The following is a 14,353-nucleotide window of genomic DNA, read 5'->3' as shown; positions in this document are numbered from 1 at the left end:
ATATCCGTTAACCAGCTTCCGTATCTGCTTTCAGCTTTCCCTGAGAACAGATACTGAACCCTCATTGTCCCGATTGCCGTCCATTGTGGCGGCATTTTTTTAACTGGAGAAAAGTATGGAATATGAATTATCACGCGTGCTGAGTTCCTTTCTGAAAACTGGAGCAAGTGGGAAAGTTTTTGCGAACAAAATGGTGACAACGCCCAAGAGATTTACGAGGAAATTGGCGGTGAGGAGTAACCATGGCTAAGCACCTTCAAATTGAAATGCCTGATGGCAGTAAGTGGGCTATTCCAGTTCACGTTATCGCTATGAATCGCGCCGTCTACTACGCCAAGAATGACGGCAAGACCATTGAAGACAGCCTTAACAACGACACAGTGCCGCTGTTCGAATGTGACGACTTCGAAATTGAAGATTGGGCAGCAAACAACATGAACTGGAGCGACGTTGAGCACTTAGCCATTTGCATTAGCAAAGGTGAAACCGACTACGAGGAAGGTTGGTGCAACGGAGATAAGGAAATCATCGAAATCCCAGCCGCGTAACAGCGGCTTTTTTTCGCCCTGTATTTATTCCTGAGCGCTATCCGCTGATGAATGAAACACAAACCTAACAGGAGTTAACCCATGATGTACGTCATCGCGGGTGGCGGCATCATGTCCGCTTATTACCCGCCAGAATCCGAACTATCCCGCGCTTCAAGCAAATCATTAAAGCAGCCCGTAAGCACCTGGAGATGCTATGTACAACACACAAACAGTAATCCGCCAGTGCGTAACACCCGGAATGTTGATCATGCACCAGGCAAACCGTGGCGAGCGGCAGTAAACAAAAACGGCAAACTTCACATCCATCGCCCATCGGAGGCAAAGCAAGTGAAAGACCTGCTGGTTGAAATCGTCCTGGACCATCGAAATCAGCCCGAGGTGATGTTGTGGAGTCAGCCAATACCAATGCAGATACCGGAAGATGAATTTCTGGCTGCAATGAAAGAAATGCTGGTGGCAAAGCACCGGATCCGCAGAAGGAGGAAGCATGAACGCTTATCGCGCTTATGACCGTGAAGAGTATCGCCGTGAAGACGCTGAGGCGCTCAAGGTGCTTGATGAGGAAGAAGAGGCAGAACTCGCCGATCAGTTCGATAACGAGCTGCCACTCAGCAAGCTTGAAGCAATGCTCTCCTCTGCCCTGAGCGCTGACAAAAAGGCTGTTTCACAGGCATTTATGAATGATGTCGATTTTCAGGAAAAAGCAGCGGAATTCCTGCGATATGCAGCGGAAACAATCGCAACTAATCAGGCGAAAATTAACAGGAGCCTCCAGTGAGCAACTCAAATCAGCCACTAAAACCCATTATCGCAAAGCGTTCGACTCCCCTACCTGAGCAGCGCCGATATCATCGAACCAACCGTTCTCACGATCTCCCGCGCTACTCTCGAAACTGACCGCACCAAGAAGACAAAGGATGTTTTCAACACCGCTTATTTCGAAGAGGAAGAGCTTCGACCAGGCGAGAAGCTTAAGCCGATGATCCTCAATGCTACCAACAGCAAAATGCTCAAGGGCATTACCGGATCGCCATTCCTGGAAGATTGGGTGGGCGTGAAAGTGACGGTATTTGTTGATAAGAACGTCAGGTTTGGCCGTGAGTCAGTGGAAGGGTTGCGCATCAGTCCGGCACGCGTCACAAGCCATCGCTGACACCTGATAAAACTCAGGCATGGAACAACGCCAAGGCAGCATATCTGCGTGATGGCACCCTTGAGGCGGTTATGTCCAGGATGGATATCACCGAGGAGCACCGCCAGCAATTAATCAAGGAGTGCCAATCATGATATGGCACGACGTAGAGCAGAACGGTGAAGAGTGGGACGCGCTTCGCCTGGGGAAAGTAACCGCCTCAAACTTCGGGGTCATTATGGCGAATGCTGGCAAAGCATTTGGCGACCCAGCAAAGCGTTATGCCCTACAACTGGCACTTGAGCAGATTAAGGGATGTAAATCTGAGTTCGGCTTCTCTAACGACCACATGGAGCGCGGACACGAGCAGGAACCGATAGCACGGATGCTTTACGAGGAGATGAACTTTGTCGATGTGGATAACGGTGGGTTCTTCGACCATACAACCTACGGTGACAGTCCTGATGGCCTGATTGGTGCACAAGGGGTTGTTGAGATTAAGTCTGTAATAGCAGCAACTCACTTCGCAACGCTAAATCGCGGTAGTTATGACCCATCATACAAATGGCAGCTTATCGGCCACCTGGATTGTTCAGGGCGTGAATGGGTGGACTTTGTTAGCTATTGCTCAGACTTCCCTGCCGAAAGGCAGCTCATCGCCTACCGGTTAAACCGAGATGAAGTGATTGATGAAATTGACCTTTTGCGCAGTCGTCGCGCTGACTTCATCAGACTTGTAGCAGAAACAAAAACGAAGATCCTGAGTGGTGGATATGGCTTATGTGAGTAGCTCTCATGAACGCAACAGAGAGCAATGCAATACGAGCCACTGCGCGTAAATGCTGGGGAGATATTGAATCAGCATGGCAGAAAGAAGGCGCAAGGAATGCACATGAACGGTCAGCAATATATCTCCGCATCCTCGGCGAATACGCCAGAAAAGTAGCGCCACTTTATACCCGCACTCACCTTATTTACTGGATGGGCATAGCCAATGGCACCCTGAAGGAGCACTGATGCCAAGACAACCAATGGCGGTTATCGGCACCAACAAAGAAACCGGGAAGACCGTTTATTTCCGGTCAGCCTATTACGCGCCTGGCTTTCATCGATCAGGCATTAACGAAGCCATTAGTGGTCGCGCTAAGTCACATCGCGGCTTCACATGGCGATATGCGAATAAACACGAACGCGAGCAATTTGCTCAGCATTGAGGGATGAGAGATGACAGTTAAACGTTACAACGCTGGCTGCGCATATGCTGGCGAAGAAGAAATGACTCAGGTAGATGACGGGTCGTACGTCAGCTACGAAGACTACGCCGCGCTACTGAAAGAGCGTGATGCGCTGGAGGTGCTTAACGATGCGTTAGTGGTTGATTGCGATGAGCTGAAGAAAACTGGTAAAGCCTTGATTGATGAGGCGTGTCATGTTTATCGTCGCTATAACAAAACTCAGTTACCAGATGGTGACATTGTCGATGAGCAGACCATTCATGAGCTGTCGAACGCCATTAATACAACCTTCGCCACCGATGCCGCCATTGCAAACATTCAGGCGCAGGGCGTGGATAGGCTTGCTGACCACCTTTCAGGATTGAATGTCATGGCTAGCGAAACAAGCGTCCGTGAATTCGCCTCGCAACTTCGCAAGGAGACTGGCAATGAGTAACCCAGCATACGAAGCAACTAACAGTGATGTGGAGAAGCGCGAGGAGTGGGCAAAAAACCTTGAGTCATGTCGAAAAACACTTATCGAGATGGCTGAGCTTGTTGGAGATGACTCACTTTATGACTTCATTGGTCAGACGTGGAGTAGCGTTCACGACATATTGGAAAGTTTGAGGAATGGATGTGAAAGTGGAAGCATCTGCAAGGGGGCCAGCAATGGATAAGGGAATAGAAGCACTGATTGCGGACATGAAGGCGGCAGCGGAGAAAGCCACTCCCGGAAGGATTGGTGACAGAATAGATGGTAGTGGAAGCATTAAATATGAATGCCTTGGTCTAGATAAAACCCTGGTTCTGCGCACTGACCACAAAAACATGGAGTACGGCTTCATTGGTGATAACGGTGATGCTGACGAGGTGTTTTTCCGATTATCATCACCTGAAAACGTCCTTGCACTGATAGCGGCTTTGGAGCAGGCGCAGCAGGAGAGCAAAGAGCAGTCTGCACGAATTGAAGAACTTGAATCACAGAGGAAGTTGGCATTTATGGCCTGCAACCGCTGGCGGGACAAGTGCGTAGATGCAGAGAAGCGCATAGCGGAACTGGAGAAATGGCAACAGTGCGAGCATTCAAAAAAGCGCAATGCGGTGATAGATGGTCTTGCTCAGTGCGGTGAAGCGGCTTGGGAAATCGAAGAATACATGCAGCAATGGGACAAAGAACACCCTTTGGAACTCGCTGCATACAAAGCAGAACTCGACTCCGCACCCAACGGCATGATGCAGCTATCTAATGAACTGGCAGAGATGAAGCGGAAGTGTGCTGAGGTTCCTGATGAATTTGCTCGCATTGGTGAAAGCCTGAGAACCCAAAGCAACCGCACCACCGGTCATCCTGTGTTCGTCGTGTTCGATAAACAAGAAATTGTTGGCAGTGAAGAACACGACTGTGACCGCATAGCCTGGGTGTTTGAGTGCCATGAAGTTGACGAGTGCAAGGCTGGAAGACTTGAGGCGCTATACCAGGGTGGAAGAGATACCAGAGGCTATGATCGATACGCCATGAAATCTATCGATCAGTTTGTTACTGCCTGCTTTACCGAAGATGGCTGCAAAGACTATTTGCAGCAGAATGGGCACAACCTCAATAAGCCATTTATTTACGTCCACAGCGCATATCGCAACGACGAATGGCAGGTAATTCGAAACTGGCTGATGACTGTTGGCGGCATTGCTGAAGGTGGTGAGTGACATGGCTAATCGCACAAGCAACAGAGCTATTCGCCGCGTGCTGGTATCTTCCGCCCCGTTTGGTGGGCAGATAAGAATAAGCAATAGAAAAATAATGCAAATACGCAAGGGTTTACTCTATGTAACCACATGGGCAAACACACGAAATCCTAGCGCTTCTCAAAATAGAGCAGCAAAACGCAGCCTTAATCAAATGACTGAATGGGAGCGCGCCGAATGACTACCAATCGCATGGGATTAGAGCAGAGCACGCTGAGTGATGGAGAGCTGACTGTAATAACGGACACCGACCACGTTCAATGTGGAGATGCCGCAGCTATGGCGCGTGAGTTGCTTACTTACCGGAAGGCGAGTAAGGAGCCTATTGGTGAGGTTTGCTTGGGAGAATATGACGACACTGGTAGCCATCCTGATGCGCGAGTTGTCTGCCTACATTCGCATGCGGACTGGAATAATTTTACTGACGGATTCAAGTTATTCTCAACCCCGCCACTCCAGGATGTGACGGTGCCGGAGGATGTTCGCAAGGCGCTTAGCAAAATGGACGATGAAATTATTGCCGAGCTGGATGCAGAAGAAAGCGCTTGCCGCGCCGTGATGCTGAAAAGTGTCACAAATGAACCATAACAACCAAACCACTCACCAATAAGCTCGCATGTGAACCATTGCATCAAGCATGGATTATGTGTGAGCCATTAACTGTAATTTCACCGATTAAAGACCATATATAACCTGCCGCCGCGTGCGGTTTTTTTACGCTTGGAGGAAACCAATGGAAAGAATCAGCCTGACAAGGCGAGAAGCTGCGGCTTTCATCGGCATTGATGAGGATGCACTTTCTCAGTGGTGCAAAGCTGGCCGCATCGCGTATACCAGAAAGAACCCAACCAGAAAGAACTCCCCTTACCTTTTCACCAGGACGGCATGCCTTGCCGCTCTGAACAATCCGATCCAAACTGTCGCCGTGAGCGCGGCTGATGAACATGGAGAAAAGAAATCATGTCAATCTTCCGCAGGGGCGAAGTCTGGTACGCCAGTTACACAGCGCCGGATGGTAGCCGTATTAGACAGTCTCTTGGGACAACGGACAAGCGTCAGGCAAGCGAACTCCACGACAGATTAAAAGCCGAGGCGTGGAGAGTGTCTCGTCTTGGTGAGGTCGCTGACATTTCCTTTGAGGCGGCTTGCGTCCGATGGATTGAGGAGAAGGCACACAAGAAATCCCTCAACGCTGACAAGAGTCGCATCAAGTTCTGGCTGCAGTATTTCGCCGGAATGAACCTGAGCGAAATCACCGAGGATAAGATTTATTCAGCCGTTAAGGGGATGATAAACCGATCTGTCGAGATTAAGTGGCAGATGAGTGTTGATGCTGCAAAGCGAAAAGGTAAGGAAATACCGGCATTGAAGCCAAAGGAAGCGGCGCAAGGGACGAAGACGGCAACCCTGGCATTTATTAAATCACTGCTAAGGGCTGCCGAGCGAGACTGGAAGGTTCTGGAGAGAGCGCCGGTAATAAAGGTGCAGACTCCGAAGAACAGAAGGATACGATGGCTTGAGCCTCATGAGGCTCTTAGGCTGATTGATGCGTGTGTCGAGCCACTAAAGTCCGTTGTTGAATTTGCCCTCTCCACTGGACTTCGGCGCTCAAATATTCTTAACCTGGAATGGCAGCAGATCGACATGCAAAGAAAGGTTGCATGGATTCACCCGGAGCAAAGCAAATCAAACCGCGCTATTGGCGTTGCGCTGAATGATACTGCATGCGCCGTGCTGAAACGGCAAATCGGCAACCATCATAGATGGGTGTTTGTGCATCAGCAAGAATGCACCAGCCCACAAGGAAGGAAGATGCCAGCCGTACGCAAGATGAGTGGAAGCTTTAGTGCGAGATGGAAGCTCGCGTTAAAAAACTCGGGTATTGAGGATTTCAGATTTCACGACCTGAGACACACGTGGGCCAGCTGGTTGGTTCAGGCCGGAGTGCCGGTTTCTGTCTTGCAGGAAATGGGCGGTTGGGAATCAATCGAAATGGTGCGCAGGTATGCACACCTGGCACCCAACCACTTATCAGAACACTCGAAGAAAATTGACTCGATTTTTTCAACTAATGGCACAGAAATGTCCCATATAGTAGATGTGCTGAAAATATCTGGCAGTTAACTTATTGTTTAATAAGTTTAATATGACGCTTTTACATCATTAGTGCGTAGCATTTATAATCTATCGCACTTTAATCAATAAAAGAGTGCGACCATGATTGATACCACCCTGCCGTTAACCGATTTGCACCGCCACCTCGATGGTAATATTCGTGCGCAAACTATCCTCGATCTAGGCCGCCAGTTTAATTTACCGCTTCCGGCTGATTCTCTTGAAGCACTTCGCCCGCATGTACAGGTTGTGGAAACCGCGCCTGATTTGGTCAGCTTCCTGCAAAAACTCGACTGGGGCGTGAAAGTCCTGGCCTCTCTTGATGCCTGCCGCCGTGTGGCATGGGAAAATATTGAAGATGCCGCGCGCAATGGCCTGCATTATGTCGAGCTGCGCTTTTCACCAGGTTACATGGCGATGACGCATAATTTGCCAGTCGCCGGTGTAGTAGAAGCGGTGATTGAAGGTGTCCGTCAGGGCTGCCGCGATTTTGGTGTTGAAGCCCGTTTGATTGGCATCATGAGCCGTACGTTTGGTGAAGCCGCTTGCGAAGCGGAGTTGGATGCACTGCTGACTCATCGCGACCACATTACCGCGCTTGACCTTGCCGGTGATGAACTCGGTTTCCCTGGTAGCTTATTCCTGAATCACTTCAACCGTGCGCGTGATGCCGGCTGGCATATCACCGTTCACGCTGGTGAAGCGGCTGGCCCGGAAAGTATCTGGCAGGCGATTCGTGAACTGGGTGCTGAACGTATCGGTCACGGGGTCAAAGCCGTTGAAGATCCGGCGCTGATGGATTTCCTGGCGGAACACGGTATCGGGATTGAATCGTGCCTGACGTCCAATATCCAGACCAGCACTATCGCCTCGCTGGATAAGCACCCGTTAATCACCTTCCTGGATAAAGGCGTGCTGGCGACCATTAATACCGATGATCCCGCAGTCCAGGGTATCGATATTATTCATGAATATACAGTAGCCGCCCCGCAAGCGGGTCTGAGTGCTGCGCATATCCGCACCGCGCAAGAGAATGGTTTGAAAATTGCCTTCCTGAGTGAAGCAGAAAAGCAGGCGCTGATCGCTAAAGTTCGCGCCGCTTAATCAGCCAATCCCTTCGTCAAACGCTTGGGTCAGGAAACTGACTCAAGCGCTCTTTTTTCCTTCGCCGTTCTTCGTGCATAACGCTGCGCCAGCACCGCACAGACCATCAATTGCACCTGATGGAATATCATTAGCGGCAGGACCATCATGCCCACGGCACTGGCCGGGAACAGCACGTTCGCCATCGGCACACCGTTTGCCAGGCTTTTCTTGGAGCCGCAGAACACAATGGTAATTTCATCTGCAGTGTTGAACCCCATCAACCGTGCCACACAGGTGTTAATCACCAGCACAATTGCCAGCAGCACAATTGAGCAGCCCAGAACAGCTAACAACGCCACCCCATTAACCTGATGCCAAATGCCTTCCACCACCGCTTCGCTGAATGCCACGTACACCACCAGCAAAATGGATGATCTGTCGGTCATGCTAATCAGTTTCTTATGTTTATCTACCCAACGGCCAATCAGCGGGCGCGACAAATGCCCCACCACGAACGGCACCATCAATTGCAGGATGATCTTGCCAATCGCGTGCAGTGTGTCGGTGGTGCCTTCCTGGGTGTTCATTAATGCCCCGACTAACACCGGTGACAGGAAAATCCCCAATATGCTTGATGCCGAAGCACTACACACCGCGGCGGCAACGTTTCCACCAGCAACCGAGGTGAAGGCGATAGCCGATTGTACAGTTGCGGGCAGCGCGCAAAGGTACAGGAAGCCCATGTACAAGGGTTGGTTAAGGATGGCTGGTGAAAGAAAGCCCATCGCCAGCCCCAATAACGGGAAAAGAGCAAAGGTGCTGAGGAATACCACAAGATGTAGTTTCCAGTGCCCCATTCCTGCCACTATCGCCTCACGGGAAAGCTTTGCCCCATGCATGAAAAACAACAACGCAATCGCCGCAGTGGTCAGGTATTCAAATGCCGTTTTTACCGCGCCTTCGCAGGGAAATAGTGAAGCCAGGATCACCACAGCGATCATGATCAGCAAAAAAGTATCAATTTTCAGGCGTTGCAACCATTTCATCCGGCGTCCTTTGTTCGCTATCAATAATAATTGATGTTGTTTTTGATGGTGTAGGTTTCAACTTTAGGCGGTTTTGCACTTTCATTGGTGATGTTCAGCACGCACTCCAGTGGGTTGAAATGGCCGTCGTAATCACAGGATTGTTTGGCTAAGCCGATAGATTTACCGTTCAGTATGCTTTCTGCGGTGTAATCGAGCTTTTTCTTGATGTCACTGCCGGTTTTCGCGGTGATGGTGAGTGTGTCGTCCTGCGATTTAGTTATTTTACCTAACGGATAGCCATCAGCATCATAACGATAAACTATCGATGTCTTTTCACCATGCGCGGCAACGACAAAGCCATTATCGTCGGTTTCATAAGTGAGTGCCGCCTGGGGTAATTCCGCCAATTGGCATTTCCCCTGAAGTTTGACCCGTCTTTCATGGCTTATTGCATCAACATAATAATTGGCATTTAGCACCAGAGTGGCGCCGGTGTTGTTTTCCAGATCATGGAATTCAAGCTCGTTAAAACAGCCTTCTTCCGACACCAGCCCAACCACGCGTTTGATGACCTCGCCCTTGTCGTTGATCAATGTCTGGGTGAAATCTTTAACCGGCCCGCGCAATGGATCAAAATCAAATTCGTTCGAAAAACTGGCCATTTCTGGCGTGTAGGTCAGCGTAATATTCTGATTATCACAGCCGGCAATAGACACTGCCAGCACACTGAGGATAATGATTTTCTTCACGTAAGTCCGGTCTCCGACTGGAATTGTTATATACATGATATAAGCAAATACAACACTTTACACTACAGCGACTATTCTTATATACCCGTTAGCATTCGAGTTGCAGCCAGGCGGCCAGGGAGCTTATCCCGAAGAGCTTACTTAAGTAAGTGATTAGGGTAAGTGAGTGCAGCCAACACCCCTGCAGCTTGAAGGATGACGGGTATACATCATCCTCAACATAAGGAAGAGACCATGCAACGTTCAATCTGGCTGGGTGTGAGCCTGTTGGCAGCGACTGTTCCCGTGCTGGCTGCGCAGACGTCATGTGACAAAGTTAAGGCAGACATTCAGCAAAAAATCATTGGCAATGGTGTTGCGGAATCTGGATTCAGTTTGACGATTGTTCCGAACGACCAGGCCGACCAACCTGACGCACAAGTCGTTGGCCACTGTGCTAATGATACGCAGAAAATTCTCTATACGCGTACCAGCAGTGGCAATTCTCAAGCCAGCAGCACTGCTACACAAGACGGCACACCAGCCGAACCACAGTAATCGATTGCCGGGGCGGCATCGCCCCGCTTTATTTTCTCCGCTCAATCAGCTTTCATTCAACACTCCACACTTACTTTGACCCGTGTTAACAACTGCTACCTCTAAATGAGTAAAACTCATCCCCGCCGATAATATTCGCCTGATAAGCAATATTTCGCGTCCTCGCCGTTCGTAAAAAAATTAGAAACATCCATGACATCCCAACCAGAGATAACACGGAGTGAGTTATGTCGAACCAATGTTGCCATGATGGGATTTCCCGTCGAACCCTGATGAAAACCAGCGCCATCAGCGGGCTGGCGCTGGCTGTAAGTGGAATATCCCTGCCCTTTGGCCTGCGAGCCGCTGCCACTGCGGTGGGTGCGGCTGTTAACCCTGAGACAGAAGACAAAGTCGTGTGGGGGGCATGCTCGGTAAACTGCGGTAGCCGCTGCGCGCTGCGGTTACACGTGCGCGATAATGAAGTCACCTGGGTGGAAACCGATAACACCGGCGATGATATTTATGGCAATCATCAAGTCCGCGCCTGTCTGCGTGGCCGCTCGATTCGCCGCCGAATCAACCACCCTGAACGCCTGAACTACCCGATGAAACGCGTGGGCAAACGCGGCGAAGGGAAATTCGAGCGTATCTCCTGGGATGAAGCGCTGGATACCATCACCAAAAGCCTGAAAGGCACGGTGGAAAAATACGGTAACGAGGCGGTTTACATTAACTACACCTCGGGGATTGTCGGCGGCAACATCACCCGCTCTTCCCCATCCGCCTCGTTGGTTGCCCGACTGATGAACAGCTACGGTGGTTTTCTTAGCCACTATGGCACCTACAGTACCGCGCAAATTGCCTGCGCGATGCCTTACACCTACGGCACCAACGACGGCAACAGCACCTCTGATATTGAAAACAGCAAACTGGTGGTGTTGTTCGGCAACAACCCTGCCGAAACCCGCATGAGCGGCGGCGGGATTACGTATTATCTGGAGCAGGCGCGTGAACGTTCCAATGCGCGCATGATAGTTATCGACCCGCGCTATACCGATACCGCCGCCGGGCGCGAAGATGAATGGTTGCCGATTCGTCCGGGCACCGACGCCGCACTGGTTGCCGGTATCGCCCACGTACTGATTAGCGAAAACCTCGTTGACCAGCCGTTCCTCGACAAATACTGCGTCGGCTATGATGAGAAAACGCTGCCAGAAGGTGCGCCAGCCAACGGACATTACAAAGCTTATATTCTCGGTCAGGGTGATGATGGCGTTGCAAAATCTCCGCAGTGGGCGTCCGTGATTACCGGTATTCCGGTAGACAAAATCATCAAGCTGGCGCGTGAAATTGGCAGCACCAAACCGGCGTATATCGCTCAGGGTTGGGGGCCACAACGCCAGGCCAACGGTGAACTGACTTCACGCGCTATCGCGATGTTGCCGATTTTGACCGGAAACGTCGGGATTAGCGGTGGAAACAGCGGCGCTCGTGAATCGACTTACACCATCACTATTGAACGTATGCCGGTGTTGACCAATCCGGTGAAAACGCAAATTTCCTGCTTTAGCTGGACCGATGCCATTGTTCGCGGCCCGGAAATGACCGCCAAACGCGACGGCGTGCGCGGTAAAGATAAGCTCGACGTGCCGATTAAGTTTATCTGGAACTACGCCGGTAACACCATTACCAACCAGCATTCCGACATCAACAAAACTCACGACATTCTGCAAGATGACAGCAAGTGCGAAATGATTGTGGTCATCGAGAACTTCATGACCTCGTCGGCAAAATACGCCGACATCCTGCTGCCAGACTTAATGACGGTCGAACAAGAAGACATTATCCCGAACGATTACGCCGGGAATATGGGCTATCTGATTTTCATCCAGCCTGCCACCGAGCCGAAATTTGAACGTAAGCCAATTTACTGGATAACCAGCGAAGTGGCTCGTCGCCTCGGGCCGGATATCTACCAGAAATTTACCGAAGGGCGTACTCAGGAGCAGTGGCTGCAATTTTTGTACGCGAAGATGCTGGTAAAAGACCCGCAATTACCCTCGTATGAGGCGTTACGCGAGATGGGAATTTATAAGCGTAAAGACCCGAACGGCCATTTTGTTGCCTACAAGGCTTTCCGCAACGACCCGGATGCCAATCCATTAAAAACCCCCTCTGGTAAAATCGAAATCTACTCCAGCAAACTGGCAGACATTGCCGCCAGTTGGGAGTTAGAAAAAGACGAAACCATCAGCCCACTGCCGGTGTATGCCTCCACCTTCGACGGCTGGGATGCGGCCGAGCGCAGCACTTATCCGCTGCAACTGTTCGGCTTCCATTACAAAGCGCGTACCCACTCAAGCTACGGCAACATTGATGTGTTGAAGGCCGCGTGTCGTCAGGAAGTGTGGATTAACCCGATAGATGCGCAGGCGCGTGGTATCGCCAGTGGCGATATGGTGCGGGTGTTTAATGGCCGTGGTGAATTGCGTATTCCGGCGAAAGTCACGCCACGTATCATGCCGGGCGTCACCGCAATGGGCCAGGGCGCATGGCACGAAGCCAATATGAGCGGCGACCGTGTCGATCACGGTTCATGCATCAACACGCTGACCACTCATCGACCTTCACCGTTGGCTAAAGGCAACCCGCAACATACCAACCTGGTCGAAATCCAAAAGGCGTAAGGAATAGCTGATGACAACCCAATATGGTTTTTATATTGATTCCAGTCGTTGCACCGGCTGCAAAACTTGCGAGCTGGCCTGTAAGGACTACAAAAATTTATCCCCGGACGTCAGCTTCCGCCGCATTTATGAATATGCCGGTGGCGACTGGCAGGAAGACAATGGGGTCTGGCAGCAAAATGTGTTTGCTTATCCATCGCCTGCAACCATTGCGAAGATCCCGCCTGCACTAAGGTGTGTCCAAGTGGTGCGATGCACAAACGCGAAGATGGTTTTGTGGTGGTGAACGAGGATATTTGTATTGGCTGCCGCTACTGCCATATGGCCTGCCCATACGGTGCGCCGCAATATAATGCCGAAAAAGGCCATATGACCAAATGCGATGGCTGTTACTCCAGAGTCGCGGAAGGCAAGAAACCTATCTGTGTGGAATCTTGCCCATTGCGTGCGCTGGATTTGGCTCCCATCGACGAACTACGTAAAAAATACGGCGAGCAAGCCGCTATTGCTCCGCTGCCGTCAGCACATTTCACGAAGCCAAATATTGTGATTAAACCCAATGCCAACAGCCGTCCTTGCGGGGATAAAACCGGCTACCTGGCGAATCCAAAGGAGGTTTGAGATGGGAAGCGGATGGCATGAATGGCCGTTGGTGTTGTTTACCGTACTGGGCCAGTGCGTGGTTGGGGCTGTCATTGTCATGAGTTATGCCTGGAATCAGGCCAGTAATAACAGTGAGTTGCAGCATAAAATGTTACGTCCGATGTTCTTTATCTGGCTGTTGATGGGCATTGCGTTTATTGCCTCGGTGATGCACCTCGGCTCCCCGTTACGGGCGTTTAACTCACTCAATCGTATTGACGAATCGGCTTTGAGCAATGAAATTGCCAGTGGTTCGGTGTTCTTCGCCGTTGGCGGTTTCTGGTGGCTGATTTCAATACTGAAGAAAATGCCTGCGGCGATTGGCAAAATCTGGCTCGTCATAACCGTGTTGTTGGGCGTGTTTTTTGTCGCGGCGATGACTCGTGTTTACCAGATTGATACCGTGCCAACCTGGCATAACGGATACACCACGCTGAGCTTCTTCCTCACCGTCTTACTGACTGGCCCACTGCTGGCAGTGCTGTTGCTGCGAAGCATCGGTTACGAATACCGCAGCCGTAGACTGGCAACAGTCAGCGTTCTGGCGTTATTCATCGCCATTGCGGTGATCGTTTTGCAAAGCAACGAACTGGCGGAAATCCAGAGTTCTGTGCAGCATGCCAGCGCGTTGGTGCCTGATTACGCCTCGCTGCAAGTGTGGCGCATTGCGTTAATAGCGCTGGGTTTAGGTTGCTGGATTTGCTCATTGATACGCCGCACACCAGCCAAAACATCCGGTTTGCTGCTCGGATTCATACTGGTGGTTGTCGGTGAATGTATTGGCCGTGGGATTTTTTACGGTCTGCATATGACAGTCGGCATGGCGGTAGCAGGTTAATTGATACAAAATGCGCGGAGCAATCCGCGCAACAAGGAAGAGAAAA

Annotated in this window: 18 protein-coding genes and 1 pseudogene; 16 read left to right on the top strand and 3 right to left on the bottom strand. The window is 50.7% G+C overall.

Annotation, left to right across the window (positions count from 1 at the left end; translation table 11 throughout):
- Positions 1-242 precede the first annotated feature (242 nt).
- The 10 genes from D8682_RS26545 to D8682_RS26485 all read left to right on the top strand — a co-directional run bounded on the left by D8682_RS26545 (position 243) and on the right by D8682_RS26485 (position 5,231).
- Positions 243-548: a hypothetical protein gene (locus D8682_RS26545; protein WP_238392800.1), complete on the top strand. Its 306-nt coding sequence runs from the start codon at positions 243-245 to the stop codon at positions 546-548.
- Positions 549-629: 81 nt separating this feature from the next.
- Complete coding sequence (locus D8682_RS27305) at positions 630-1,061, top strand: hypothetical protein (RefSeq protein ID WP_238392799.1); 432 nt, start codon at positions 630-632, stop codon at positions 1,059-1,061.
- Complete coding sequence (locus D8682_RS26530) at positions 1,039-1,329, top strand: host-nuclease inhibitor Gam family protein (protein WP_121813262.1); 291 nt, start codon at positions 1,039-1,041, stop codon at positions 1,327-1,329. The genes D8682_RS27305 and D8682_RS26530 overlap by 23 nt, the downstream gene beginning before the upstream one ends.
- Positions 1,330-1,530: 201 nt before the next feature.
- On the top strand, positions 1,531-1,704 hold the full coding sequence (locus D8682_RS27300; protein ID WP_238392798.1) for a hypothetical protein: 174 nt from the start codon (positions 1,531-1,533) through the stop codon (positions 1,702-1,704).
- A gap of 130 nt (positions 1,705-1,834) precedes the next feature.
- Positions 1,835-2,473: a lambda exonuclease family protein gene (locus tag D8682_RS26520; protein ID WP_121813260.1), complete on the top strand. Its 639-nt coding sequence runs from the start codon at positions 1,835-1,837 to the stop codon at positions 2,471-2,473.
- A 226-nt stretch (positions 2,474-2,699) separates the two neighbouring features.
- Positions 2,700-2,897, top strand: coding sequence for a hypothetical protein (locus tag D8682_RS26510; protein WP_121813258.1), 198 nt, complete (start codon positions 2,700-2,702; stop codon positions 2,895-2,897).
- A 10-nt stretch (positions 2,898-2,907) separates the two neighbouring features.
- Positions 2,908-3,354, top strand: a complete 447-nt coding sequence (locus tag D8682_RS26505) for a hypothetical protein (protein ID WP_121813257.1) — start codon at positions 2,908-2,910, stop codon at positions 3,352-3,354.
- Positions 3,347-3,577, top strand: a complete 231-nt coding sequence (locus D8682_RS26500; RefSeq protein ID WP_121813256.1) for a hypothetical protein — start codon at positions 3,347-3,349, stop codon at positions 3,575-3,577. The genes D8682_RS26505 and D8682_RS26500 overlap by 8 nt, the downstream gene beginning before the upstream one ends.
- Entirely contained in the window at positions 3,570-4,604 is a 1,035-nt protein-coding gene (locus D8682_RS26495) for a hypothetical protein (protein ID WP_121813255.1), read from the top strand. Before D8682_RS26500 ends, D8682_RS26495 begins: the two co-directional genes overlap by 8 nt.
- A 216-nt stretch (positions 4,605-4,820) precedes the next feature.
- Entirely contained in the window at positions 4,821-5,231 is a 411-nt protein-coding gene (locus D8682_RS26485) for a hypothetical protein (protein WP_121813253.1), read from the top strand.
- Positions 5,232-5,274: 43 nt separating this feature from the next.
- On the opposite strand, the gene D8682_RS26905 is transcribed toward D8682_RS26485, so the two are convergent.
- Positions 5,275-5,589, bottom strand: a complete 315-nt coding sequence (locus D8682_RS26905; RefSeq protein ID WP_162302967.1) for a hypothetical protein — start codon at positions 5,587-5,589, stop codon at positions 5,275-5,277.
- Positions 5,590-5,603: 14 nt separating this feature from the next.
- Here D8682_RS26905 and D8682_RS26475 point away from each other — a divergent pair, with 14 nt between their 5' ends.
- Together D8682_RS26475 and add are read left to right on the top strand one after the other, a co-directional pair.
- Positions 5,604-6,767 carry a site-specific integrase gene (locus D8682_RS26475; protein WP_121813252.1) on the top strand — a complete coding sequence of 388 codons (1,164 nt, stop codon included), beginning with the start codon at positions 5,604-5,606 and terminating at the stop codon, positions 6,765-6,767.
- A gap of 93 nt (positions 6,768-6,860) precedes the next feature.
- Complete coding sequence (add, locus tag D8682_RS26470) at positions 6,861-7,862, top strand: adenosine deaminase (RefSeq protein ID WP_121813251.1); 1,002 nt, start codon at positions 6,861-6,863, stop codon at positions 7,860-7,862.
- A gap of 29 nt (positions 7,863-7,891) precedes the next feature.
- On the opposite strand, the gene D8682_RS26465 is transcribed toward add, so the two are convergent.
- Positions 7,892-8,890 (bottom strand): bile acid:sodium symporter family protein, encoded by a 999-nt coding sequence (locus tag D8682_RS26465; protein ID WP_064547240.1) that lies wholly within the window; start codon positions 8,888-8,890, stop codon positions 7,892-7,894.
- A gap of 20 nt (positions 8,891-8,910) precedes the next feature.
- Complete coding sequence (locus D8682_RS26460) at positions 8,911-9,621, bottom strand: YnfC family lipoprotein (RefSeq protein WP_237931875.1); 711 nt, start codon at positions 9,619-9,621, stop codon at positions 8,911-8,913.
- Between the two features lie 234 nt (positions 9,622-9,855).
- Between D8682_RS26460 and D8682_RS26455 the strand changes: the two genes are divergently transcribed.
- The 4 genes and pseudogenes from D8682_RS26455 (at position 9,856) to D8682_RS26440 (ending at position 14,307) form a co-directional block, all read left to right on the top strand.
- Positions 9,856-10,158, top strand: coding sequence for a DUF1161 domain-containing protein (locus tag D8682_RS26455; protein ID WP_121813250.1), 303 nt, complete (start codon positions 9,856-9,858; stop codon positions 10,156-10,158).
- A gap of 227 nt (positions 10,159-10,385) precedes the next feature.
- Positions 10,386-12,827: a selenate/tellurate reductase subunit YnfE gene (ynfE, locus tag D8682_RS26450; protein WP_121813249.1), complete on the top strand. Its 2,442-nt coding sequence runs from the start codon at positions 10,386-10,388 to the stop codon at positions 12,825-12,827.
- Between the two features lie 10 nt (positions 12,828-12,837).
- A pseudogene (locus tag D8682_RS26445) lies at positions 12,838-13,448 on the top strand (DMSO/selenate family reductase complex B subunit).
- A gap of 1 nt (position 13,449) precedes the next feature.
- Positions 13,450-14,307 (top strand): dimethyl sulfoxide reductase anchor subunit family protein, encoded by an 858-nt coding sequence (locus D8682_RS26440; RefSeq protein ID WP_121813248.1) that lies wholly within the window; start codon positions 13,450-13,452, stop codon positions 14,305-14,307.
- Positions 14,308-14,353 lie beyond the last annotated feature (46 nt).

The organism is Buttiauxella sp. 3AFRM03, from assembly GCF_003675305.1.
Taxonomy (GTDB): Bacteria; Pseudomonadota; Gammaproteobacteria; order Enterobacterales; family Enterobacteriaceae; genus Buttiauxella; species Buttiauxella ferragutiae.
Note: the sequence above shows the minus strand (reverse complement) of the source record. Positions and strands in the feature narration are given on the sequence as shown.